We start from the raw sequence: 23,593 nt of genomic DNA on the forward strand, positions 1-23,593 counted from the left end.
GTTTCGATCAGCTCGCGATGGCCTGGCGGCGAAGCGCGCGAGCCTTGGTCAGGATGATGTCTTCCAGCCTTTGCACGGTAGCGGCCTGCACCGGTGCATCGACCCACTGACCCGATTGGGCGACCTGACGGCTGGCGGCAACGCGCACCGCATCGGCACGGAGATCCTGATCGAGGATCGAAACGGTTACCTTCACGCGCTCGTCGGGATTGCGGGGATTGGCATACCAGTCGGTCACGATGACCCCGCCGTTGCTGTCCGATTGGAGCAGCGGAGCAAAGCTCACCGTCTCGAGAGCCGCGCGCCAGAGATAGGCGTTGACGCCGATCGTGGTGACCTGGCTGGCCGCGAGGTCGGCCTTCGGACGCTCAGGCCCGCCGCAAGCGGCGAGCGCTGCGATGGCGGTAGCGGCAAAGGCCGTACGGGTCAGGCGGGCGGAACGCGAAATGGCGGTCATGCTCAAGGAAATGTCCTCGGATTGGAAGTTCGTCACCGCCTCTAGTGCGCCCAGGCGATGCGGGCAAGGCGTCGTCTGAACACTAACGCGTTCGGGCCGTGAACCGTCGCTTAATCGCATGGCCGCCGGGCGGTTGTTGGCTCTGTGCAACAGCCCATCCAGAAAGGGAGCAGCACCGTGGAAAAGCTGGAAAAGCCCTTGATTTGATTCTACCAATTAAATCGAACTACACGAACGCGTCCGAGTCGGTTGAAACTGAAACCGGATTGCTCATCGCGCGTTAAGGTGCACGGCCGATAGTTTTGGGCCGTATGCCTGAGGGACAGGGGGTTGGAGCGCTTCGCATGAAGCAGGCACGGATCACGGTTAAACGGAAGGAAGGCGGCTCTTCGCGCGCTGCCCTTGTGCTTGCCGGCTGTGCGCTTCTGTTCGGCGCGCCGACCGCGGTCCTTGCGATCCCTGACGATTCGCCCGCGATGCCGATCGCTGCCGGGTTCGCACCCTTTACTCCGGCAAACGTCGACCCTGCCCTTACCCGCCGCGTAGCAGCCAAGATCGCGGCACGCGGACATTCGATGCGCTTCACGCCCGCAGGCTCTTCGCTCGAGGGTCAGCGCACGGTCACGGTCGCGATCCGCGTGACGCCTGACCAAGCTCGGGCGGTATCAGTCCGCCGGGCAATTACGGCTGCCCGTTTCGAAGTCGGCACAGGTCCTTCGATCGCGACCCTTGCCAAGAGCCGCTACAACCTGGGCGTCTCGCGCGGATACGAAACCTTTGCCAAGCCGGTGGCTCCCTCGATCGACTTGAAGCAGATCGAAATGCCCGATCTTGCCAGCTTCCGCCCGCGGGAGGGTGTGAAGGAAACTCCGGGCCGCCTGCAGCCCCGACTTGCCCTGGAATCCGAGCGCCGGACGGGTCGCAGCGACCGCACTCTCGAAGGTGCGGGCGAACAGGCCGTCGATCTGGGTGCCGGCTATCGCCTGTCCCGCAACCTGAACGTGACGGCGGGCGTCCGCCTCAGCCAAGAGCGCGACAGGCTTGCCCCGTTGACCGACGCCGTGCGCGACGATCAGGCGGTTTACGTCGGCACGCAGTTCCGCTTCTGACCTTACGGAATTGGTATACAGCAACCCGGCCTCGCGCCGGGTTTTTCTTTGCGCGTCGGCGGCGTTGGCCTAGTCATGGAAACGAAGAGTGGAACCTGACAGGTCAGAGGAGATGGAATGACGCGCGTTGCAATCGTGACGGGGGGAACCCGCGGGATCGGCGAGGCCATCAGCCTTGCACTCAAGCAGCAAGGACGCACCGTCGTCGCCAACTATGCGGGGAACGATGCCAAGGCCAAGGCCTTCTCCGACGCGCACGGCATCAAAATCCATAGGTGGGACGTGGGCGATCACGAGGCGTGCCTGGCCGGATGCAGGCAGATCGAGGACGAAGTCGGCCCGATCGACATCGTAGTGAACAACGCGGGCATCACCCGCGACGGCACCCTGGCGCGGATGACGTTCGACGACTGGAACGACGTGATGCGGATCAACCTCGGCGGCTGCTTCAACATGGCCAAGGCATGCTTTCCCGGCATGGTCGCGAGGGGATGGGGCCGCATCGTCAACATCGGATCGATCAACGGGCAGGCCGGCCAGTACGGTCAGGTGAACTATGCCGCCGCGAAAAGCGGCATCCACGGCTTCACCAAGGCGCTGGCCCAGGAAGGCGCAAAAAAGGGCGTGACCGTCAATGCGATCGCGCCCGGCTACATCGATACCGACATGGTTGCCGCCGTGCCGGAGCCGGTGCTGGAAAAAATCATCGCGAAGATCCCCGTCGGACGCCTGGGGCACGCGGAAGAGATCGCGCGCGGTGTGGCCTTCCTCACGAGTGACGAGGGCGGTTTCGTAACCGGCTCGACGATGAGCATCAATGGCGGGCAGCACATGTACTGACGAAAAATGGGGCGGGCCGAACACCCGCCCCACTTGTCCGATTACATTCCGTCGACAGCCTTGCTTACGAGGATGTTCACCGCAACGCGCCGGTTCTGCGCCTTGCCTTCTTCGGTCGTGTTGTCCGCCGCAGGATCGGCTTCGGCCATTCCGGTCGGGGTCAGCATACGATAGGGCTTCCATCCGCAGGCTTGCTGGAGATGATTCACCACCCGGGTCGCGCGCTTCTCGCTGAGCTCCTGGTTGAACTCGTAATCGCCGGTGGAATCGGTGTACCCGACGACCAGAAGCAGCGCGTTGTCGGTCGTGCCGGCCTGGCTCGCAGCCGCGCAAAGATCGCTCTGTGCCTGACTGGACAGGGCGTGCTTGCCGGTGTCGAAATAGACGTTGGTCGTGCCTTTGACGTTGTAGTTGTCGATATCGGCAACACGGCTGCGCAGCGCCTCGGTAGCGGCGCTCTGCTCGGCAAAGCCCTGCGCGGTACCGCGACGGATCATCGAAGCGGTCTTGAAATCACCGTTGCGGAACTTGACCGCGCTGGCGATCAGACCGCCGCCCCACTGGACCGTCTTCACCGTAACCGGAAGACCGTTGAGCAGCGAGTCGGTGCCCAGCTTCTTGCTGCCGAGGCCGAGGAAGCCGCCGGCACCGGTAACCTCCGTGCCTTGGCTGATTGCCAGCGAGGTTGCCGTCCCGGTTTCGTCGGTCACCTGCATCCGGTCGCCCTTGCGGGCGGAGATGAACCCTTCGACTTCCGGACCCTCGGGAAGGCCTTCGAAATCGCTGGGCGGCGTTCCGGTCACGGTCATCGCATAGGGGTCTTCGGCAGGCACCTGATAGTCCTGTGCGGCGATCATCGCCGGCGTCGCCGCGGCAAGCATCGCTGCCAGCGCGATCGCACTTCGTTTGGTGTGAATGGCCGTCATCGCAAAACTCCTTCAAAAAGCTTCTGACCGGTCCACGCGTTCACGGTCGAATGCTCGACCGCCCCTGCGATGGCGTGCCCGGTTTTCTTCGAAGCCCCCATCAACGTACATCAATGAAGCCGATCGCGCGACATGCGCGGCCTGCTATCCTCGGCGCGCCTGTTCTGACGAACCTGTCGCGCAAATGAACAAGGGGGTGAGCAGGCTGTGGGGTCCGGTTGGCCAGAGTGCCCCATGCGGCGAAACGTTGCCTGCGCTTAGCGGGGGAGATAGGCGAAACCCAGTTCAGACGCACAGTTAACCCAGGGTACGACTCATGACGACGCCGTATCATCCCCCGATCAAACGCTCGGTCGAGATCGCCGGACACAAGACCTCGATCAGCCTAGAGCCGCTGTTCTGGGATATGCTGCGCGCGGTAGCCGCCGCTGAAGGACTTCCCGTCAGTGCCCTCGTCGCTCGGATCGATGAAGAGCGGATCGCGAGCGAGACGCCATGCGGGCTGGCAGGGGCGATCCGCCTCTGGCTCGTGTCAGAAGGGCATGTAGGCAGTCGCGAGTCCTGAGGCCGCGCAAACAGCCAGGGTCGTGAGAATTCCCCTTCGGAACACGAATAACAGCAAGCCGGCGATGACCGCGATCAATCCCGCACGCCAATCGAAACCCCAGCCCGGAACCGAGGTGTCGAATGTGGGGAACAGGACATGCCCGGCAAACCAGAGGGCGAGGTTGGCGATGACGCCGACGACGGCTGCGGTAATTGCTGCCAGAGCGCCCTGAAGCGCGGGCGAGCGCTCAAGTCGGTCCATCCATGGGGCACAGGCGAAGATCCACAGGAAGCAGGGGGCGAACGTTACCCAGGTCGTCAGCGCTGCCGCGGCGATCGCTCCAGCCAGCGGGGCGAGCGGTTCCGCTTCGCGCCAGCCAGCCAGAAAACCCACGAACTGCGTGACCATGATCAGCGGTCCGGGAGTCGATTCCGCCAAGCCGAGTCCGTCCGCCATCTCCCGGGCCGACAGCCAGCCGAGCGGGCCCGCGGCCTCCTGCGCCATGTATCCGAGGACAGCGTAGGCACCGCCGAACGTGACCACGGCCAGCTTGGAGAAGAACACCCCCACATCCCACAGCACGTGTCCGGTGCCCAGTGTCGCCGCGACGAGGGCCATCGGAGCGGCCCAGATTGCGCACCAGACCGCGATCGTCCGGATCGTCGATCGAGCAAGCGTGCCGGCGCTGGGACCGCCGGTCGTGAAGGGAGGCGGGGCGTGTGCACCGATCATCTTGGGTCGCCAGCGGCTAATTCCTGCGCCGATCAGAGCTGCCGCGCCGATGACCAGGGGGAATGGCGTGTCGAACAGGGCGAGCAACAGGAAGGAAGCGAATGCAAGCCCGAGCATGAATCGCGTCTTGAGCGCCCTGCCCGCCACGCGCACCAGGGCCTGCGCCACGATCGCAAGCACGGCTGCCTTGATCCCGAGAAAGATCGCTTCGAACCAGTCGAGGCCCGCTGCGGTGACGTAAAGCATCGACAGCGCCAGCATCACGAATGCGCCCGGCAGCACGAACAGCAGTCCTGCCGCCAGACCGCCACGGACGCCGTGCAGCCTCCAACCGATCCACGTCGCTAGCTGCTGCGCTTCGGGGCCGGGAAGCAGGTGACACAGATTGAGTGCTCGCAGGAAGGCGCCGCCTTCGACCCAGCGGCGATCGTCGACGAACTCGCGATGCATGAGCGCGATCTGCCCGGCGGGACCGCCGAAGCTCAGGGCGCCGATCTTCGCGGATACACGGACAAGCTGCCCAAAAGAGGGTTCGGGGTTGGGGGAATCCATGCGCGCTCCTTCGGGCGAAATCCACCCGCTGAACCGCGACGCTTGAGCGGACGAAACCGCTTGGACGGGAGGCCGCTTCGCCCCGTTGAGCACGAGATACCGAACCGATCGACAAACTGAAAGGGGGGCGAACGCGAGATGAAAAAAAAGCGGGCGGTCCCCTACTTGGGTTCCGCCCGCCTCTCGCCCCGTCAGGAGCGATCCAGTCCCGTTGCTCCTTTAATAGGTCGCCGGGGGATCGCTGGCGGGGAAGCTCTCGTCGCTCGCCTGATCGGTCTTGTCCCACGAACGAGCGGTCTTGTCACGCATCGCTTCGGGACCGGAATCGCGGACCTGGTGCGTCGCGCCTTCCTCTCCCTGGCCGCGCGCGAAGGCCGCGCGGCCTTCGTGTTTGAAATTCTTCTGGTAATATTGGTAGCCGACGTAACCGAGTGCGCCGAGCGCGGTGAGTTTAAGCAGCATTTGCGGACCTCTCTTTCCCCCGCTCAACGCGGCAGATCGCAGTGAGGTCCCGGCTAATCGACCTATTCGTCGCCGACTCGTTCCACCTGCGCGCCGACCAGCGCGAGCTTCTCTTCCAGCCGCTCGTAACCGCGGTCGAGGTGATAGAGCCGGCGAACCTCGGTTTGGCCTTCCGCCCGCAGTCCGGCGATCACGAGGCTCATCGAGGCACGCAGGTCGGTCGCCATCACTTCGGCGCCATGCAGCTTTTCGACCCCGTGGACGATCGCGGTCCGCCCCGACGTCTCGATGTGTGCTCCCATCCGGCCGAGCTCCGGCACGTGCATGTAGCGGTTCTCAAAGATCGTTTCGGTTAGGACGCTGGTCCCTTCGGCGACCGTCAGCAGAGCCATGAGTTGCGCCTGCATGTCGGTGGCAAGACCTGGATAGGGCGCGGTGGTCAGGTTCGTCGCCTTGAGCTTGCCCTCGGCCGCGACGCGCACGCCCTTTTTCTCCGCCTCGACGTACACGCCGATATTGCGCAACGCGTGGAGTGTCGAAGCCATTTCCTCGAAATTGGCCCCGTCGAGCAGAACGTCGCCTCCGGTGATCGCTGCGGCGCAGGCATAGCTGCCTGCTTCGATCCGGTCGGCCATCACGCGGTAGGTCGCCCCGTGCAACCGCTTCACGCCGTGGATGGTGAGGTCGCTCGTGCCGATTCCCTCGATCTCCGCGCCCATCGCGACGAGAAGATTGCACAGGTCGACGATCTCCGGCTCGCGGGCGGCATTGAACAGCCGGCAGGTTCCGCTCGCCAGCACCCCGGCCATCAGCGCGTTCTCGGTAGCGCCCACCGACACCACGGGAAAGTCGAACTCGCCCCCCGGCAATCCGCCATCGGGCGCATGCGCGCGGACGTAGCCCTGTGCGAGTTCGATCGTCGCGCCGAAAGCCTCGAGCGCCTTGAGGTGCAGATCGATCGGGCGGTTGCCGATTGCGCAGCCGCCGGGAAGCGAAACAGTCGCCTCGCCCATCCGCGCCAGCATCGGACCGAGCACGAGGATCGAGGCGCGCATCTTCCGTACCAGGTCGTATGGCGCGACCGTGCCGGTGATGCGGGTCGCCTCCAGAGTCATGACGCGGCCGAAATCCTCGGGCCGGTTGCCCTGAATCACGGTAGTAACGCCGAACTGGTTCATCAGGTGCTGGAACCCGTCGATATCGGCCAATCGCGGCAGGTTGCGCAGCGTCATCGGCTCGTCGGTCAGCAACGCGCACGGAATCAGCGTGAGCGCGGCGTTCTTGGCGCCGGAGATCGGGATGGTTCCGGAAAGGCGCTTTCCGCCCTCGACGATGATCTTGTCCATCGGCTCGCACTAGCGCGAAACGGGCCAGCCGCAAGGTTGCGCGTACCGGCACCTCTGCTATCCCCGCTCGCATGAGCAGCCGCAAACCCATCCGCAAAGCAGTCTTCCCGGTCGCGGGGCTTGGAACGCGCTTTCTTCCAGCGACGAAGGCCATCCCCAAGGAGATGCTGCCGATCGTCGACCGGCCGCTCATCCAATACGCGGTCGACGAAGCGCGCGAGGCCGGGATCGAGCAGATGATCTTCGTGACCGGGCGCGGCAAGAGCGCAATCGAGGACCATTTCGACATCGCGTTCGAGCTTGAAAAGACGATGTCGGACCGCGGCAAATCGCTCGATGTTCTGGCACCGACCCGGCTCGGCCCAGGCAATTGCGCTTATGTGCGCCAGCAGGAACCGCTGGGCCTCGGACACGCCATCTGGTGCGCGCGCGGGATCGTCGGCGACGAGCCGTTCGCGATCCTGCTGCCCGACGAACTGATGCACGGCCAACCCGGATGCCTCGCGCAGATGGTCGCCGCGTACGACGAAGTGGGGGGCAACCTCATCAGCGTGATCGAAGTGCTCGACGAAGAAGTCAGCAGCTACGGCGTGATCGCACCGGGAGCGAAGATTTCGCAGGCGCTGACCGAAGTCACTGGCCTGGTAGAAAAGCCGAAGCGGGGCGATGCTCCATCGAACAAGATCATTTCGGGTCGATACATCCTGCAGCCCGAAGTCATGCGCACGCTCGAAGACCAGGAAAAGGGCGCGGGCGGCGAAATCCAGCTTACCGACGCGATGGCGCGCATGATTGGGGAGCAGCCGTTCCACGCGGTCACGTTCGACGGCAGGCGATTCGACTGCGGCAGCAAGACCGGTTTCGTCGAGGCGACATTGGCGCTGGCGCTCGAGCGCGAGGATATGGGCCCCGAAGTCCGCCGGATCGCAGAGCGCCTGCTGGCCGACTAGCGGGCAGTCATTCGCGCCGAAGTTCGCGGTGAGATTCTCAAGGGCAAGGTCTTGAGCCCGCCAACGAACGTCGATTTCGAGCGGGCCCATTGACCGGCGAGTTCGACCGAATCGATGCGGTCGAGCAGTTCCTCGAAAAGTATCTGCATCTCCAGCCGCGCTAGGTGAAGCCCGAGGCACTGGTGCGCGCCTGCGCCGAAGGCCAAGTGCCGATTGGGGCTGCGCGACGCGTCGAACCGACGGGGATCGGGAAACTGCTCCGGGTCGTGGTTTGCCGCGACGTAGTTGATCATCAGCCAGTCGCCCGCCGCGATCGCCTGACCGCCCAGCTCCGTATCGCAGGCGGCCGTACGCATGAAGTGCTGCACCGGACTGGTCCAGCGGATCGCTTCCTCGACGATGCCCGGCAGCAGGCTGCGGTCCGCCCTGACCCGCGCCCACTGGTCCGGGTCCTGCGCCAGTGCAAGCATCGCACCCGCCGTGCTGGCGCTGGTGGTATCGTGTCCGGCGGCGGCGACGATGATGTAGTAACCCATCATGTCCCGGTCGTTGAGCGGCTCGCCGTCTACGGTGGCGTTGGCGATCGTGCTGGCGACGTCGCCCGTTGGTCGGGCACGTTTTTCGGCAGTGATCGCGGCGAAGTAGGCTTCGAAGTCCCTTACCGCGCCCGCGACGATCTGTGTGATCATCTCGGGCGGCAGATCCTTCATGCCCGACTGGTTCAGGTCCTCGTCCTGGCCGCCGAACATCTGCTGCGTCAGCATCAGCATCCGCGGCTCGTCTTCCTCGGACACACCGAGGATCTGCATGACGACGTGGAGCGGATAAGGCGCTGCTACCGCCCTGCAGAAATCGACCGTGCCGTTTTCCGCGGCATCGGCGAGCAACCGGTCGACCGATCGGCTCGCGATCCCCCGCACCTCGTCTTCGATCGCCCGCAGGTTCCTCGGCATGAACCAGTCCTGCGTCAGCTTGCGATACTTCATGTGGACTGGCGCGTCGAACGTGACGAGGCTGGCGACCATGTGTTCGCTGCCGCCGCTGAAGGCCTTGGCGAATTCGATGCCCTCGGTCAGCGAGAAGACCACGGTCCGCGGATTGTTGAGGAAGGTGGTATTGTCCTTCGACACCCGCATCACGTCGTCGTATCGGGTCACCAGCCAGAACGGGGGGAACAGTCCCGGCGCCTCGGGCCCCGGCTCGATTCGCGCCACGGGCATGTTCTCGCGCAGCCAGTCGAACGTGTCGAGCAACCCGCCCCACTGAGCATAGGCCTTGGGATCGATGACCTGCCGCGCCACGTGAGGCGGGGCGACCTGGTCCGACATCCTCACGCTTCCTCGCGCGCCCTGGCCGCGAACTCATCGCGCAGCTCGCGCTTATAGAGTTTGCCGTTGGCCTCGCGGGGAAGTTCGGGCCGGAAATCGAACTGGCGGGGCATCTTGATCCGCGCGAGTTGCGGAGAGAGGTAATCGCGAAGCTCCTGTTCGAACGCTGCGCCCCCGTCGGTCGCGACCTCGGCCATGTCCACCGGCTGGACGACCGCCACCACGCGCTCGCCCAGATCAGCATCGGGCGCGCCGATCACCGCGGCGTCCATCACCTTGTCGTGGCTGACCAGCAGGTTTTCCACCTCCTGCGGATAGATGTTCACGCCGCCCGAAATGATCATGTGGCTCTTGCGGTCGGTGAGGAACAGGTACCCCTCCTCGTCGACATGGCCGATGTCGCCGATCGTCATCCAGCCCTTGGGATGCATAGCCTCGGCGGTCTTGTCGGGATCGTTGTGGTAGGTCGGCAGGATCGTATTCTCGAAATAGATCAGCCCGTCCTGTCCGGCGGGGAGCTCTTCCCCGTCCGGACCGCAGACGTGGATCGTGCCGAAAATCGCCTTGCCCACGGTCCCCGGCCGCTCGAGCCATTCGGCTGAACGGACCAGAGTCATCCCGATGCCCTCCGAACCGGCATAGTATTCGTTCACGATGTCGCCCCACCACTCGATCATCGCCTGTTTGATGGGGACGGGACACGGGGCGGCCGCGTGAAGCGCGCGCCGGTGGCTCGACAGGTCGTAGCGGGTGCGTTCTGCCTCATCGAGCTTCAGCATTCGGACGAAGTGCGTCGGGACCCACTGGCTATCGGTCACGCGATACTTCTCGATTGCCGCCAGCGCTGTCTCGGGCTCGAACTTCTCCATCATCACGACCGTGCCGCCGAGGCGGTGTACGGTGGACGACCAGCCGATCGGTGCAGCGTGATAGAGCGGCGCGGGCGACAGATAGACCATCGAGCCGTCGGTGGGCATGCCGGCGCCCATCACCGCGAGCCCCATGAGCGCCACGGGTGCGGTCGGCGATGGGTCTTCGGGCGGACGCGGGCGGACGCCCTTGGGCCGTCCAGTGGTGCCCGAGCTGTACAGCATTGTCAGCCCTGCCGATTGATCCGCGATCGGCTCGGTCGGCTGTGTGGCCAGCGCGGCGGCGAAATCCTCGGCGCCTTCGCCGTCCATCACCAGAACGTCGATTTCGGGGCAGCGCTCGCGAATGGCGGCGAGCACGTCGGCATACTTGCGCGATGTAATCAGCAACCTCGTCTCGCTGTCATCGAGGATGTAGGCGATCTCGGGCGCGGTCAGGCGCGTAGAGACCGGCACCATCAGGGTGCCAGCGCGCTGCGAACCCCAGATCAGCGTGTAGTATTCCAGCCTGTTCTCGAGCAGGACGGCGAAGGCATCGCCTGGCCCAAGCCCGCGCGAGCGCAAAAGCTGCGCGAAGCGGTTGGCGGCATTGTCCATTTCGCCATAGGTCATCTGCGCGCCGCTGCCGGCCATGATGACTGCGGGATGCTGGGGACGGGTGCGCGCGTGTTCGATCGGATGCATCAGGTCGCTCTCTCCCGGCGGCTCGTACGGCCGCCCTCGTTGCATCTCGAAACCTATCGTCTCGGGTCCGGCGGGCAAGCGAAAAGGGACAGTTCGGTATCGAGGTGCCAGGCAGCGCGCACAAAAGGAAAGGGCGGCAGGCCCTGCGGCCGCCGCCCTTTCCCGGCACCCCTCCCGAAGTGTCCGGTTACCGCCGCTATCGGGCGGTGAAATCTGTCTGAATCAGCCGCCGCCCAGCGCGATGCGCGAAGCGCTGGCGTCGGTTTCGGCCATGTAAGGGATCGGGTTGACCGGTCGGCCCGCGACGCGGACCTCATAGTGCAGGTGCGGTCCGGTCGAGCGACCGGTCGAGCCGACATAACCGATCACGTCGCCCTTCTTCACGCGCTCGCCGGCGGCAACCGCCAGGCGCGACATGTGGGCGTAACGGGTTTCGAGGTCTGCACCATGGCCGATCGATACGAACAGGCCGTAGCTGGAAAACCACTCGGCCTTGCCGACTACGCCATCGGCGGTGGCATAGACCGGGGTGCCGGTCGGCGCGGCAAGGTCGATGCCGTTGTGCGCGCGGGTGCCGCCGAGCACCGGGTGAGTGCGCAGGCCGTAACCGCTGGACGTGCTGCCGATCGCGAGCGGGGCACGCGAGGGAATGGCGACGCCGGTGGTCGGCGCGACCGGGTTCGGTGAGCGACCGTTATCGAGCGACTGCCAGCTGGCGAAGAGTTGCTTGAACTGCTCGTCACCAGCGGTCACGCCGGTGGCCCGGGCATCGCGCACCGGGGCGGCGATGTCGGCCGAAGCGGCGGAGCTGGAGTTTGCGAGAGCGGGCGAAGCGCCCATCGAGAAGAAAGCACCTGCGGCGGCGAGTACTGCGACGAACCGACGCTGGATGAGCTTTGCGACCAAGATTCCCGTCCTTTTTTTCTTGCGACACCCCCCGGTGCCGCAGCGAACCGATGTGCGATAAACCGAACTTCGGCCCTCGCGACAATTTTGCAGAGACTGTCGGAACCCCCCGCCGTCTCGTGAGTTGGGGGTTAACCGGTGAAAGATTTACGAAGCAAGTGCGGCGCACGCTTCGAGCGATAAACCGGCTGACGAACGCGCTGAGTCGTTGAACGGAGGCTTTAGGCCACCCGGAAAATGCCTGCGGACCAATGAAATCCAGAGATTTTTGGGGTCGAGCCCCTCCCGTTTGGCGAAGGCGTTAAGATATTTGACGCCGACCGCAACGTGGCGAATCTCGTCGTCAAGGATTCGTTCGAGGATCCGCACCCCCGCCGCATCGCCCTGGCTTCGAGCCCGCTCGATGGTTGCCGGCGTGACGTCAAGGCCGCGTGCCTCCAGCACCATGGGCACGACTGCGAGCCTCGCCGCGACGTCATGCGCGGTCGCTTCCGCCGCCTGCCACAAGCCGTCGTGCGCCGGGTGCGCACCGTAATGGCTACCCAAAGCAACCAGATGGCGGTTCAGAATCGCGAAGTGCATCGCCTCGTCGGCGGCGATCGCTAGGAAATCGCCGACGAACGCAGGCCCCATCTCGCCGCCGAATCGCCCTGCCATGTCGAGCGCGAGATCGATCGCCACGAACTCTATGTGCGCGAGCGCATGCCAGAGCGCGATCCGGCCGCGATCGGAGCCGCCCTTCCCGCGTCGGGGCATCTCTTTCGGAGGTAGGAGTTCGGGTCTCCCAGGGCGCGCGGGCTGCGCGGGCATGGCGTCTTCAAACGCAAACGCCAGCCTGCCGAGCCGCCAGTCGCGCGCGACCCTGCGCGCGGCCATGACCTTGGCGGCAGGATCGGCAGTCAGCAGTGCGCCGCGGATCGCACCGCCGACATCAGGCTTCGCGATCAAAGCGATCTGGCCGCCTCCAGCACTTCCTCGGCGTGCCCCTTAACCTTCACCTTGTCCCACAAGCGGGCGATGCGCCCCTCGGCATCGAGCAGGTAGGTCGTTCGGACCATGCCCATGAACTTCTTCCCGTAGAGCTGTTTTTCGGTCCAGATGCCGAGCGCATCGGATAGACCACCTTCGGCCGCGTCGGTCGCGAGCGGAACCGAAAGACCCTGCTTGTCGATGAAGTTGCGATGCTTCTGCGGCGAATCCTTGCTGACGCCAAGCAACGCCACCCCAGCCTTGGCGAAGTCGGGCGCCAGCGCCGAGAAATCTTTGGCCTCTACCGTGCAGCCCGGTGTGTTGTCCTTGGGATAGAACCAGATCACCGCGGGCTTTCCCTTGAGATCCGACGGCAGGATCGAGCCACCGTCGGTCGCCTCCATGGCAATGTCGGGCATCGGATCGCCCACGCCGGGACGCCGGGCTTCGGGGTTCGTCATTCCATGTCTCCCAGTGGCTCGCCCAGCGAATCGGCCCAGGCGGCGGCAACCTCCTGCCGCGCCTCTGTAAAGGCGCGCAAGAGCGCGTCGAGGTTCGCCATACCGCATGTTTCGGCAAGGGCGGCTGTCGCGGCGGACGACGGCTCGGACAGGTCAGGTGCCAGCAATCGTCCCGCGATCAGCAGGCGGGTCATGAGCGCCAGCGCCTCGCGCAATGCGCCGGGCACCAGACCCGCCCCGACAAGCGCATCCACCGCGACGCCCAGGTCAGGGTCGAAGCCCACCCGCTCGCGCAGTTGCAGGTAATGGACCAGGAATTCGAGGTCGACGAGTCCGCCGCGCAGCAGCTTGGCGTCCAGCGGCCCACGCGGCGATTTGTGCGTTGCCATCTCCGCTCGCATCCGAAGGACGTCGCTCCGCAGGGTATCGGGATCGCGGGGGCGGCTCAGCACTTCGGCGATGATTGCGCGCAGCGCATCCTTCGCTTCCTGCGATCCGGTCAGCGGTCGCGCCCGGGCGAGCGCCATGTGCTCCCAGGTCCAGGCCTCCTCGCGCTGGTAGCGCGCGAAGCTGTCGAAGCTGACCGCGAGCGGGCCCTGCGCTCCCTGCGGACGAAGGCGCGTATCGACTTCGTACAGTGCGCCCTCGGCAGTGGGTACGCTCAGCGCGGCGGTGACCCGCTGGGCGAGCCGGTTGAAATAATGCGTGACGCCGAGCGGCCGGCGTCCGTCGGATTCACCCTCGAAATTGCCGCTGAACAGATAGACGACGTCGAGATCGGAGGCGTGCGTCAGAGTTCCGCCGCCCAGCCGGCCAAGCCCCAGCACGACAAGCTCGCTATCGGGAACCCGGCCATGCGCGCGCTCGAACTCCGCGACCGCGGCTTCCTGCGCCACCTCGAGTGCACCTTCCGCCGTGCGCGACAGCGCGGTCCCGATTTGCAATGGATCATGAATTGCCGCGATCGTCTGCAGCCCGAGGGCAAACCGAAGTTCGCCGGTCACGCGGCGGATCCGGTCGAGACGGCGCTCGTAATCGTCGCCGTCCTCGTCGGCGGACATCCGCCGGGCGATCTCGTCCACGGTGCCCGGAAGATCCATCGCCTGGCGTGCGATCAGGATGTCGAGCAGTTCGGGCCGGCGCCCGAGCTCGTCCGCCAACGTGGGCGCGAGAACCAGGATCCGCGCAAGCTGATCGAGCAAGGCTGGCCTCTGGAGCAGGAGGTTGAACAGATTGAGCGCGCTGGGTGCCGCGGCCAGCACGCGTTCCCACCGGTTGAGCGCCTGGTCGGGATCGTCTGCAGCGGCAAAGCGCTCGAGCAGAACGGGCAGCAACGCGTCGAGCGCGGCACGCGCAGGTTCGGACCGGAGAGCGCGGATCCGGCCGTCGCTCCATCCTGCGATCCGTTCTGAGAGGCGCGCCGGATCGGCAAACCCTAATTCGGCCAGCCGCTCCGCCAGCTTGTCGCCGCCCGATACCATGACCGCAGGCGCACTATCCTCCTCCGCGATCAAGGCGTCGTAGTGAGCCGCGACTTTCTGGGTGACCTCGCGCAATTCGGCCACCAGCTCGGCGCCGCATCCCAATCCGTCGAGCCGCGCCACCGCGTCCAGCGCCGCGCCGTCGGGGAGTGTGTGGGTCTGCTTGTCCTCGACCATCTGCAGGCGGTGCTCGACGGTCCGTAGGCGCTCGTAGGCACCGCAGAGAACCTCCGCCGCATTCTCCTCGATCACTCCGGCAGCCGCCAGCGCCTTCAGCGCAGCGCAGGTCGCGCGCACTCTGAGCGAGGGATCGCGCCCGCCGTGGATGAGCTGGTGCGTCTGCGCGAAGAATTCGATCTCGCGGATGCCGCCTCGTCCCAGTTTCACGTTGAAGCCCGGGCGCGGTTCGCGCGGTCCCGCATGGCTGGCGCGAATGCGAACGGACAATCGCCGGATGTCGCCGATCGCACCGAAATCGAGGCTGCGCCGCCAGACGAAGGGGCGGATCGCGGCCAGGAACCGCTCGCCAGCGGCCACATCGCCAGCGGCGGACCGCGCCTTGATGAACGCAGCGCGCTCCCAGGCGAGCGCGGAGCTTTCGTAATGAGTCAGTGCCGCCTCGATCGGGATCGCCGGCGGGCTCACTTCGCTTGCCGGACGCAGCCGAAGGTCGACACGGAAGACGTAGCCTTCCGGCGTGACCTCGGTCAGCAAACGCACCGTCTCGCGTGCATACCTCTGCGCCGCCTCGGCGGGTTCGTCGCGATCGCGGCGGGGAAGGAGCGCGGGGTCGTAGAGCAGGATAGGGTCGATGTCTGAGCTGTAATTGAGCTCGCCCGCGCCCTGCTTTCCGAGCGCCAGCGCGACCATCCCCGCGGGTTCCTCTTCCGACACGCGTGCGAGCATCGCGGCCGCCATCGCGGTACCGAGGGCCCGGTCGGCGAATTCTGACAGATCACCCGTCACCTTTCCGAGGGGAAAGGCGCCCGCGAGGTCGCCCACCGCCAGCGTCGTCGCCAGCGCGAGCCGCTCGCGCCGAAGGGCAACGCCGGCCGCCTCGGCCTGTCCGACGCTCCGCGACCAGGCCAGCGCAGCGTCGCCGTCGCCAGCTTCAAGCAAGACGGAGAGGTTGGGCTGGCGTTCGAGCGCGCGGGCGAGAAACGGCGCGTGTTCGCGCGCGCGCCTCAATCCCGATGTCCAGTCCGCCGCCATTGCCGCAGCCCTGCCCGCAAGTTCGGATCGGCGCAACTATGCGCCCTTGCCGGGTTACACAGGCTTTGCGAGAAGCGCGCCGCCAAGAGAAGGATCATCAGTGACAGACAGAGCAACCGCGCCGATGCCGGCCGAATGGGCGCCGCAGGACTGGCTCTGGATCGGCTTTCCCCATGATGCCGATGAATGGCCCGATTATCTTCCCCTCGCCCAGGAGCAGATCGCCGCCTTCGCCAACGCCGTCGCAGAAAGCGGGCAGGTCGTGCGCCTTCTGGTGCGCGACGCGGCGAACGAGGCGCGGGCGCGGAGCTTGGTGTCGGGCGCCGTGACTGTCGAGAGGGGGGTGTTCGGCGACGTGTGGCTGCGCGATACCGGCCCGCTCGTCCGTGCCGACGGCACCGCGCTGCGCTGCCGGTTCAACGGCTGGGGCGGCAAGTATCTGATGGACGGCGACCAGACGATCGGGGCCGAGCTTGCCCGCGATGCCGGCCTGACTGTGGTGGAAAGCGACTGGATCCTGGAAGGCGGCGCGATCGACGGCGACGGCACCGGCCTCGTCGCGACGACCGAGCAGTGCCTGCTCAACCCCAACCGCAATCCGGCCCTCTCGCGCGAAGACATCGAGGCGCGGCTAGAGCGCGACTTGGGATTCGACCGCGTACTTTGGCTCGGCGACGGGCTGATTAACGATCATACCGACGGGCATGTCGACAATCTTGCGCGCTTCGTCGGACCGGGCCGGTTGGCCCTTCCCCGAGCGACCGGCCCCGGCGATCCCAATGCCGCGATCTATGCCGACGCCAAAGCGCGCGCAGAGGCGTTCGGTGTCGCGGTCGAGGACATCCCCTCTCCCGGCCTCGTCACACGCGGCGATTTCGTCGAACCCGCAAGCTATGCCAATTTCGCGATCACGACGCACCTTGTCGTCGTCCCGACGTTCGATACGGTGCACGATGCGGACGGCGTGGCGGCAATCGCCGCGCTGTTTCCCGATCGCGCGACCATCGGACTGCCCGCCGATGCGGTGCTTGCCGGCGGCGGCGGATTTCATTGCGCCAGCCAGCAGATGCCGCGCCTCTGATTCGGTGCGGCAGGGCCGGTAAGGACGTCGGCATGTCACACATGTCACACTGTCCAGGGCGACTTGTGTTACCTTGCGCTCGATTGCGTCACCTTGCGGCACAAGAGCGTCCCCTTGCGCGTATCCGTGTCGCCTTGAGCCGGCATGGTGTCCCCTTGTGACAATTGCGGCGCAGCGGATCGAGGCCTTGAGAGCGAGCATGAGGTCATCGGGCTAGCAAGCCCTCGCCAAGTAGGAAAACGTCGGCCTGTAAGGACTCGCCGCCTTTACCGTCCGTTAGTTGGTGCGCCCGCATCATGCGTGCATGACCAAGGCAGTTGCCCTCGCCCGGACATTGGAAACGCGTGCGATCGATTTTGCTCGGACCGCGATCGTTTGCTCGTGCGCGATCGCGCTCATCGCCGCCGGACCGTTCCTACCCCTGTAGCATTAGTTTGAGCAGCGCGGCCAGGGCAGCGGCTCCCAGTACCACGGCCGCGAAGGCGCGCCACGTGGTGTCGCCGACTCGGCCCGACATCCGCGCACCCAGCCAATTGCCCACGAGGACCACTGGGAACAGCGCCATCGCGAGCAGTGCGAGGCGCCAGGTGACGATCCCCATGACCAGGCCCGATCCGATCCCGGCGAAACTGGCGCAGGTGAATATCAGCACCATCGATGCCTTGGCGGTCGCGCGCGGGATGTGGCGGCGAACATAAAAGGGAACCACGGGCGGACCGGGCATTCCGGCAAATCCGGTCAGCAACCCGCTCGCGAGTCCCGTGGTGACGGTCGCGGCACGCCCCGGCGGAGCACTCGCGCGCATCGGCCAGAGCATCGCGGCGAAGGCCGAGAGCGCAACCAGTGCGATCAGCAGGCGGGCCAGCGGAACGGGGGTCAGCGACAGGACGTAAAGCCCCGGCGCGGTTGCCACCAACACGAGCGCGGCGATGGTGTATGCCGAGCGTTCAGACTCGCGCAGCCATCGCGCGATCTCGCTCGCTCCGATCATCAAGCCCAGCATGTTGGCGACCAGCACCGCTTCGACCGGCGACAGCGCGAGCGCCAGCACCGGTACCAGCAGAATCGCCATTCCGAACCCGGCCAGCCCGCGCACATAGGCGGCGGCGAGCGTGGCGATCAGTGCGACGGCGATCTGAAGGAAGGTGAAACCGGCGAGCAGGTCGATCTCAATGACCGGCGTGTGGGTCGGTCGCTCCGGCGGTGTTGGCCCCGGTGGACGAAGATGGCTTGCCGCGCTTGGCGAGCCACGCCTCCATCTGCGTGATCTCCTTGGCCTGCGCCGCGATGATCGCCGTGGCGAGCGCGCGCGCTTCCGGATCGTCGGCGTGTTCGAGCGCGACTTCGCTCATCTCCACCGCACCTTTGTGATGCGCCAGCATCCCCTGCATGAATGCGACATCGGGATCGGCGTCGACGCTTGCCATGCCGGCGTGCATCCGGTCGTTCGCTTCCTTGTAGGCCTGTTGCGCTGGCGTAAGGTCGGCTGCGGCCTCGCTCGTCGGTCCGGCGGGTTCGCCTTGGTTCGGGGCAGGGTCCTGCGCGCACGCAGTCAGGGCCAGAAGCAGCGTCGCGGCCAGCAATCGCATGGATTCGTTCTCCGTCAGTGAGTGGAAGTGGACAGGTCCGGCGGGGTCGCTTCGCCAACCAGCATGGCGAGCGCCTCGTCCAGCGTGATCACCTTCTGGTGTTCCGCGCCCAGCGTGCGGACGGCGACCTTGCCCTCCTCCGCCTCGCGCTTGCCGACGACCAGCAGATGCGGGACCTTGGCCAGGCTGTGCTCGCGCACCTTGTAGTTGATTTTCTCGTTCCTGAGATCCGCCTCGACCCGGATGCCCGCGGCCTCCAGCTTCGCGACCACTTCGCGCGCATAGTCGTCGGCGTCGGAAACGATCGTCGCAACGACCGCCTGCGTCGGGGCGAGCCAGACCGGCAGCTTCCCGGCAAAGTGTTCGATCAGGATGCCGATGAACCGCTCGTAACTGCCGAAGATAGCCCGGTGAAGCATGACCGGGCGATGCTTTTCGCCGTCCTCGCCGACGTAACTCGCGTCCAGCCGCTCGGGCAGCACGCGGTCCGACTGGATCGTGCCGACCTGCCAGGTCCGCCCGATCGCGTCGGTGAGGTGCCATTCGAGCTTCGGCGCATAGAATGCGCCTTCGCCCGGCAGTTCTTCCCAGCCGTATTCCTCGGTTGCGAGTCCGGCGTCGACCACCGCCTGTCGCAGTTCGGCCTCGGCCTTGTCCCAATCCGCGTCGGAGCCGTACCGGTGCTCGGGCCGGAGCGCGAGCTTGACCGAATAGGTGAAGCCGAAGTCGCGATAGACCCTGTCGGCGAGTTCGCAGAACGCGCGCACTTCCGACACGATCTGGTCCTCGCGGCAGAAGATATGCGCGTCGTCCTGAGTGAACTGGCGCACGCGCATCAGGCCGTGGAGCGCACCGTGCGGCTCGTTGCGGTGGCAGCAGCCGTTTTCGTATAGCCGTAGTGGAAGCTCGCGGTAGCTCTTGAGCCCCTGGCGGAAAATCAGCACGTGCGCCGGGCAGTTCATCGGCTTGAGCGCCATCCAGTCGGCCTCTCCGCTGATGACCGGTCCCTCGTCCTCGGTATTGGGCACTTCGTCGGGGATGACGAACATGTTCTCGCGATACTTGCCCCAGTGGCCGGATTGCTCCCACTGACGCGCGTCCATCACCTGCGGAGTCTTGACCTCCTGGTAGCCGGCGCCGTCGATCGCGCGGCGCATATAGGCTTCCAGCTCGCGCCAGATGCGGAAGCCCTGCGGATGCCAGAATACGCTGCCGTGTGCTTCTTCCTGCAGGTGGAACAGATCCATCTCGCGGCCCAGCTTGCGGTGGTCGCGCTTGGCGGCTTCCTCCAGCCTGTGGAGATGCTGGTCAAGTTGCTTCTTGTTGAGCCAGCCCGTGCCGTAAATACGCGTAAGCTGGGCGTTCTTCTGGTCGCCGCGCCAATAGGCGCCCGCGACCCGCATCAGCTTGAACGCGGCGGGATCGAGCTTGCCGGTCGAGGGCAGATGCGGCCCGCGGCACATATCGAGCCACGCGCCTTCCGAACCCGGCTGTCCCGAATGATAGACCGTCAGTTCCTCGTTCTCGGGAAGTTCGGTCGCCCATTCGGCCTTGAAGCTCTCGCCATCGGCCCGCCACTTGTCGATCAGCTGCTGGCGGCTCCAGACCTCGCGCACCAACGGCTTGTCGGCGCGAATGATCTCACGCATTTTTTCCTCGATCGCGGGCAGGTCGTCCATCGAGAACGGCTCGCGCCCGGCGGGTGCCATCACGTCGTAATAGAATCCGTCGTCGGTCGCCGGGCCGAAGGTGATCTGCGTGCCGGGCCACAATGCCTGTACAGCCTCGGCCAGAACATGGGCATAGTCGTGGCGCGCAAGTTCCAGCGCATCCGCTTCGTCGCGCGCGGTCACCAGCGCCAACTGGGCGTCGCCGTCGAAGGCGCGGTTGAGGTCGCGCAGTTCCCCATCCACTCGCGCGGCGAGCGCGGCCTTGGCGAGACCCGGCCCGATCGCGGCGGCGATATCGGCGGGGGTGCTGCCCCGCGGCACTTCGCGCACCGAACCGTCGGGCAGGCTGATCTTCAGAAGTTCCGTCATCGTGTCACCGCTTTCGCTTTCGCGGCGCATTGGCACAGGTGCGCGCGCGCTTGAAGTGCGGCGTTGGGGTTACCCGAAATTTCGGGAGGAACGCCGCACCGCCCGAAACCGGGCTGCGGCGAACGCGACTAGCGCGCGTCCGACCGCCCCCGGGTGAACCGGGTGGTAGTGGTAGTCGTAATCGCAAAAGCGTTCATGGCAGGCGACATAGCCAAGCGAGGCGCCCGCTTCAAGCGTGAGCGAATGACAAGCTCCTTATCCATTTTGTCACGGTCGCTTGACATCTAACCTTCGAATGTCTAGTACCCTTTACATCAGATCAAGGGAGCTTGACCAAATGACCCGACCAATTGCGCTTCTTTGGGCCGCCGCGATCATGGCCGTGGCCGCTCTCAAAATCGCCGGCATCCTGCCCAACTGGACGACGATCGCCGCGATCCTGACCTTGCCGCTGCTCGCCGCCGGCAGCGCCCAACGTTGCGGAGCGGCACGGTGACCGTCGCCGCCGCCGAAGATGGCGCGCGCCGCTCCTCATGGTTCTGGGCCGGGATGATGATAGCCTCTTTCGCAATCATCTCCGCCCTGCGGATCACCGACGCAATCGGCGAGACGACGGGTTTCATCCTAATGGCGTGCGCGATGATGCTCATCATCCCGCTGACCCGTGCGGGACTCGCCCGGCAGCGGGCGACGGGCCACCTGAGTCCGGCAGTGGTGCGATACACCCGGCGGTTCATGATCGCGACGTTCGGCTACGTTCTCGGCCTCGGGTTGGCGGTCTGGCTACACGAACGCTTCGGACTGGACGGCGCGGAGGCCTTTGCGATCGCCCTGCTCCCCATCGTGCCGATCTTCGCGATGATCTGGGCCATGGGCCGCTACCTCGTCGAGGAGGAAGACGAATTCCTGCGCCACCGCGCGATGATGGCTTCGCTGTTCGGGCTTGGTGTGGTGCTGGCGGCGGGCAGCTTCTGGGGATTCCTGGAGACGTTCGGCGTCGTGCCGCACGTGTGGGCATGGTGGACGTTTCCTGCCTGGGCGATCGGCATGGGCGTGGCGCAGTGCTGGATGGCCTGGCGCGACCGCAGCGGGGACGAGGCGTGAAGAACCGCCTTAAGGTCCTGCGCGCCGAACGCGACTGGAGCCAGGAGGACCTGGCGCGGCAGCTCGAGGTTTCGCGCCAGAGCGTCAACGCCATCGAGACCGGGCGTTACGACCCCTCCCTGCCGCTCGCCTTCCGCATCGCCGAACTGTTCGGGATGCCGATCGAGTCGATCTTCTTGCGCGATTGAGCGCGCGAGGTCTCCGTCAGGTGGTGTCGAAGCGGTTCGCTCCGGCCGTTGCGCTCATCCGGTGGGTCCCGGCCAGCTCCGCCGAGCGCTGGCGTACCGTCGGAGTAAACCGCCATTCGCAGATCGCGCGCTGGGGCGTCAGCTCGACCGCCATGTAGCCGCGCCGGCTGGTATCGGTCCAGGCGAGCTGCGGATTGTGCCGCACCAGCGATGCGGCAAGATCGGTCGGGGGCAGCTTGCCGAGCGTTCCTTCGAACCCGGGCGAGGTGACCGACTGGCCGGCGAATTCCACGCCCGCCGCTTCACCGCCGTGCGCCAGCTGGAACGCCCAGGCATTGTGCGTATCGCCGGTCAGCGTGACGAGGTTGGCGTTCGCCTCGCGCGCAGCCCGCAGCAGCCGCTCACGCGCCGCCGGATAGCCGTCCCAGGCGTCCATGTTGGCCGGCAAGCCCGCCCGCCCCGCAGCCACCGCAGCCGCCAGTCGCCGCCGGACGTAGTCGGGAGCATCGCTTCCCACTCGCTCGGCGAGGTCCGGCGGGGTCGAGAGCCGGCCCATCACAACTTGTTGCGCGAGAACCTGCCACTTGCGGCCCGATCGCACGGAGGCGGCCATTCCGTTTGCGAGCCAGCGTTCCTGCTGCGCGCCCATCATCGTGCGGGCCGGATCGGCCCAGGCGCCCTCGCGCAGCGAGCGCAGCGCGGATCCAGCCGCGTCGGGAGACATGCCCCGCGTGATATCCGCCAGGTCGAGCGGCTTGTCGCGCGCGGTCAGCCGGGTCTCCAGCCGGAACAGCGTGGCAAGGTCGCCGATGTCGTAGCGCGCCCAGGGGTCGTCCGACACCGGCATCCATTCGCTGCGCGCCTTCAGCGCGGCGCGCTTGCGGGCGGACCATGGTCCCTCGGTCTCGGAGGAGTGGTTCTGCGCACCGCCCTTCCACGAATCGTTGGCCGATTCGTGATCGTCGAACACCGATACCATCGGGTAGAGCTGGTGGAGGCGCAACAGGTCGGGATCGCGCCGATAGCTGGCATAGCGCAGCCGGTAATCGGCGAGGCGGACGATCTCGCTCACCGGCTCGACGTCGCGCCCGGGAAGCCGCTGGTCTTCGGACGGATAGTTCGCCGAATCGTACTCGTAGAGGTAGTCACCGAGGTGGACCGCCAGCTCGAACTCGTCCGCCTGCGCGGCGTGCGCGTAGCCGTTGAAGTGGCCGAATCCCAGGTTCGAGCAGCTGAACACCGCCATCCGGAACCGGTCGGTCTGGCCTTCGGGCAACGTGCGCGTGCGCCCGACCGCCGAGAACGAACCGTCGGGTGCGACGAAGCGGTAGTGATACCACCGGCCCGGCTCCAGCCCGGTCGCGACCGCTTTTACACACCAGTCGTTGCTGGGAGCCGCGCGCACCGAACCGCCGCCGACGACGCGGGCGAACTCGGCGCTTTCCGAGACTTCCCACCGCAGTCGCGCCGGGCGGCTGCCGACGAAGCGCGTCCACAGCAGGACCGATTTGGGCGAAGGCTCTCCACTCGCGACACCGTGCGTGAAACCGCCCCCCACTTGCGCAGCAAGGGGTGCGGACATGAGCCCAAGGCCAAGCAGGCCGCCCCCCAGCAGCGAGCGGCGATCGAGCACGGGAAGGCGGATCGTCTGGGGCGGCATGCGGGCGGTCATGAACGCGTTTCTCCTCAATTCGATAGGTGCATTTTTCGCACCGCTATGTCACGCCTCGATTGCCCTCGCAGGCCGACGGGGCCATGTCC

General features: G+C 65.9%; 23 protein-coding genes. 8 read left to right on the plus strand and 15 right to left on the minus strand.

Annotated features, from left to right (window positions below; all coding sequences use genetic code 11):
* Positions 1 to 7: 7 nt before the first annotated feature.
* The gene (locus tag AR323_RS00955; protein WP_057882075.1) at positions 8 to 457 is read right to left on the minus strand and encodes a DUF3576 domain-containing protein; all 450 of its coding nucleotides are present in this window, start codon (positions 455 to 457) and stop codon (positions 8 to 10) included.
* Positions 458 to 801: 344 nt separating this feature from the next.
* On the opposite strand from AR323_RS00955, the gene AR323_RS00960 reads away from it, so the two are divergent.
* Both AR323_RS00960 and phbB read left to right on the plus strand, forming a co-directional pair.
* Entirely contained in the window at positions 802 to 1,566 is a 765-nt protein-coding gene (locus AR323_RS00960) for a hypothetical protein (RefSeq protein WP_057882076.1), read from the plus strand.
* A 117-nt stretch (positions 1,567 to 1,683) separates the two neighbouring features.
* Positions 1,684 to 2,406, plus strand: coding sequence for an acetoacetyl-CoA reductase (phbB, locus tag AR323_RS00965; protein WP_057882077.1), 723 nt, complete (start codon positions 1,684 to 1,686; stop codon positions 2,404 to 2,406).
* A 41-nt stretch (positions 2,407 to 2,447) separates the two neighbouring features.
* On the opposite strand, the gene AR323_RS00970 is transcribed toward phbB, so the two are convergent.
* On the minus strand, positions 2,448 to 3,332 hold the full coding sequence (locus AR323_RS00970) for an OmpA family protein (protein ID WP_057882078.1): 885 nt from the start codon (positions 3,330 to 3,332) through the stop codon (positions 2,448 to 2,450).
* 316 nt (positions 3,333 to 3,648) lie between these two features.
* Between AR323_RS00970 and AR323_RS00975 the strand changes: the two genes are divergently transcribed.
* A complete protein-coding gene (locus tag AR323_RS00975; protein ID WP_057882079.1) occupies positions 3,649 to 3,897 on the plus strand; it encodes a ribbon-helix-helix domain-containing protein in 249 nt (82 codons plus the stop codon).
* Here the strand turns inward: AR323_RS00975 and chrA are convergent.
* The 3 genes from chrA to murA form a co-directional block, all read right to left on the minus strand.
* Positions 3,865 to 5,163: a chromate efflux transporter gene (chrA, locus tag AR323_RS00980; protein ID WP_057882080.1), complete on the minus strand. Its 1,299-nt coding sequence runs from the start codon at positions 5,161 to 5,163 to the stop codon at positions 3,865 to 3,867. The genes AR323_RS00975 and chrA overlap by 33 nt on opposite strands.
* A gap of 219 nt (positions 5,164 to 5,382) precedes the next feature.
* Positions 5,383 to 5,625, minus strand: a complete 243-nt coding sequence (locus AR323_RS00985) for a hypothetical protein (RefSeq protein ID WP_057882081.1) — start codon at positions 5,623 to 5,625, stop codon at positions 5,383 to 5,385.
* A gap of 62 nt (positions 5,626 to 5,687) precedes the next feature.
* Positions 5,688 to 6,971: a UDP-N-acetylglucosamine 1-carboxyvinyltransferase gene (murA, locus tag AR323_RS00990; RefSeq protein WP_057882082.1), complete on the minus strand. Its 1,284-nt coding sequence runs from the start codon at positions 6,969 to 6,971 to the stop codon at positions 5,688 to 5,690.
* A 71-nt stretch (positions 6,972 to 7,042) separates the two neighbouring features.
* Here murA and galU point away from each other — a divergent pair, with 71 nt between their 5' ends.
* Entirely contained in the window at positions 7,043 to 7,921 is an 879-nt protein-coding gene (gene galU, locus AR323_RS00995; protein WP_057882083.1) for a UTP--glucose-1-phosphate uridylyltransferase GalU, read from the plus strand.
* Here the strand turns inward: galU and AR323_RS01000 are convergent.
* The 6 genes from AR323_RS01000 to AR323_RS01025 form a co-directional block, all read right to left on the minus strand.
* Complete coding sequence (locus AR323_RS01000; protein WP_057882084.1) at positions 7,918 to 9,249, minus strand: cytochrome P450; 1,332 nt, start codon at positions 9,247 to 9,249, stop codon at positions 7,918 to 7,920. The two genes, galU and AR323_RS01000, sit on opposite strands and share 4 nt — an antisense overlap.
* Positions 9,250 to 9,251: 2 nt before the next feature.
* Positions 9,252 to 10,802 carry an acyl-CoA synthetase gene (locus AR323_RS01005; protein WP_057882556.1) on the minus strand — a complete coding sequence of 517 codons (1,551 nt, stop codon included), beginning with the start codon at positions 10,800 to 10,802 and terminating at the stop codon, positions 9,252 to 9,254.
* Positions 10,803 to 11,024: 222 nt separating this feature from the next.
* Complete coding sequence (locus tag AR323_RS01010) at positions 11,025 to 11,711, minus strand: M23 family metallopeptidase (RefSeq protein ID WP_407701066.1); 687 nt, start codon at positions 11,709 to 11,711, stop codon at positions 11,025 to 11,027.
* A gap of 144 nt (positions 11,712 to 11,855) precedes the next feature.
* The gene (locus AR323_RS01015) at positions 11,856 to 12,653 is read right to left on the minus strand and encodes a ferritin-like domain-containing protein (RefSeq protein ID WP_057882558.1); all 798 of its coding nucleotides are present in this window, start codon (positions 12,651 to 12,653) and stop codon (positions 11,856 to 11,858) included.
* Positions 12,653 to 13,138 (minus strand): peroxiredoxin, encoded by a 486-nt coding sequence (locus AR323_RS01020; protein ID WP_057882085.1) that lies wholly within the window; start codon positions 13,136 to 13,138, stop codon positions 12,653 to 12,655. The genes AR323_RS01015 and AR323_RS01020 overlap by 1 nt, the downstream gene beginning before the upstream one ends.
* Positions 13,135 to 15,831, minus strand: a complete 2,697-nt coding sequence (locus AR323_RS01025) for a bifunctional [glutamine synthetase] adenylyltransferase/[glutamine synthetase]-adenylyl-L-tyrosine phosphorylase (RefSeq protein ID WP_057882086.1) — start codon at positions 15,829 to 15,831, stop codon at positions 13,135 to 13,137. Before AR323_RS01025 ends, AR323_RS01020 begins: the two co-directional genes overlap by 4 nt.
* Positions 15,832 to 15,955: 124 nt before the next feature.
* On the opposite strand from AR323_RS01025, the gene AR323_RS01030 reads away from it, so the two are divergent.
* Positions 15,956 to 16,912 carry an agmatine deiminase family protein gene (locus AR323_RS01030; protein ID WP_123321885.1) on the plus strand — a complete coding sequence of 319 codons (957 nt, stop codon included), beginning with the start codon at positions 15,956 to 15,958 and terminating at the stop codon, positions 16,910 to 16,912.
* Between the two features lie 415 nt (positions 16,913 to 17,327).
* Here the strand turns inward: AR323_RS01030 and AR323_RS01035 are convergent, their stop codons facing one another.
* From AR323_RS01035 to thrS, 3 genes are read right to left on the minus strand one after another with little or no spacing between them, the layout of a single operon-like run.
* Positions 17,328 to 18,086, minus strand: a complete 759-nt coding sequence (locus tag AR323_RS01035) for a sulfite exporter TauE/SafE family protein (protein ID WP_321164525.1) — start codon at positions 18,084 to 18,086, stop codon at positions 17,328 to 17,330.
* A complete protein-coding gene (gene copM / locus AR323_RS01040) occupies positions 18,082 to 18,501 on the minus strand; it encodes a CopM family metallochaperone (RefSeq protein WP_057882088.1) in 420 nt (139 codons plus the stop codon). Before copM ends, AR323_RS01035 begins: the two co-directional genes overlap by 5 nt.
* Positions 18,502 to 18,515: 14 nt before the next feature.
* Positions 18,516 to 20,540, minus strand: a complete 2,025-nt coding sequence (thrS, locus tag AR323_RS01045; RefSeq protein ID WP_057882560.1) for a threonine--tRNA ligase — start codon at positions 20,538 to 20,540, stop codon at positions 18,516 to 18,518.
* A gap of 337 nt (positions 20,541 to 20,877) precedes the next feature.
* Here thrS and AR323_RS14790 point away from each other — a divergent pair, with 337 nt between their 5' ends.
* Genes AR323_RS14790 through AR323_RS01055 form a run of 3 tightly spaced genes read left to right on the plus strand, consistent with a single transcriptional unit; the run spans position 20,878 to position 21,832 of the window.
* Positions 20,878 to 21,036, plus strand: coding sequence for a hypothetical protein (locus AR323_RS14790; protein ID WP_161808698.1), 159 nt, complete (start codon positions 20,878 to 20,880; stop codon positions 21,034 to 21,036).
* A complete protein-coding gene (locus tag AR323_RS01050; RefSeq protein WP_057882089.1) occupies positions 21,033 to 21,644 on the plus strand; it encodes a hypothetical protein in 612 nt (203 codons plus the stop codon). The genes AR323_RS14790 and AR323_RS01050 overlap by 4 nt, the downstream gene beginning before the upstream one ends.
* Positions 21,641 to 21,832, plus strand: coding sequence for a helix-turn-helix transcriptional regulator (locus AR323_RS01055; RefSeq protein WP_057882561.1), 192 nt, complete (start codon positions 21,641 to 21,643; stop codon positions 21,830 to 21,832). Before AR323_RS01050 ends, AR323_RS01055 begins: the two co-directional genes overlap by 4 nt.
* Before the next feature lie 16 nt (positions 21,833 to 21,848).
* On the opposite strand, the gene AR323_RS01060 is transcribed toward AR323_RS01055, so the two are convergent.
* A complete protein-coding gene (locus AR323_RS01060; protein ID WP_057882090.1) occupies positions 21,849 to 23,504 on the minus strand; it encodes an alkaline phosphatase D family protein in 1,656 nt (551 codons plus the stop codon).
* Positions 23,505 to 23,593: the final 89 nt, after the last annotated feature.

This window comes from Tsuneonella troitsensis, from assembly GCF_001441535.1.
Lineage (GTDB): Bacteria > Pseudomonadota > Alphaproteobacteria > Sphingomonadales > Sphingomonadaceae > Tsuneonella > Tsuneonella troitsensis.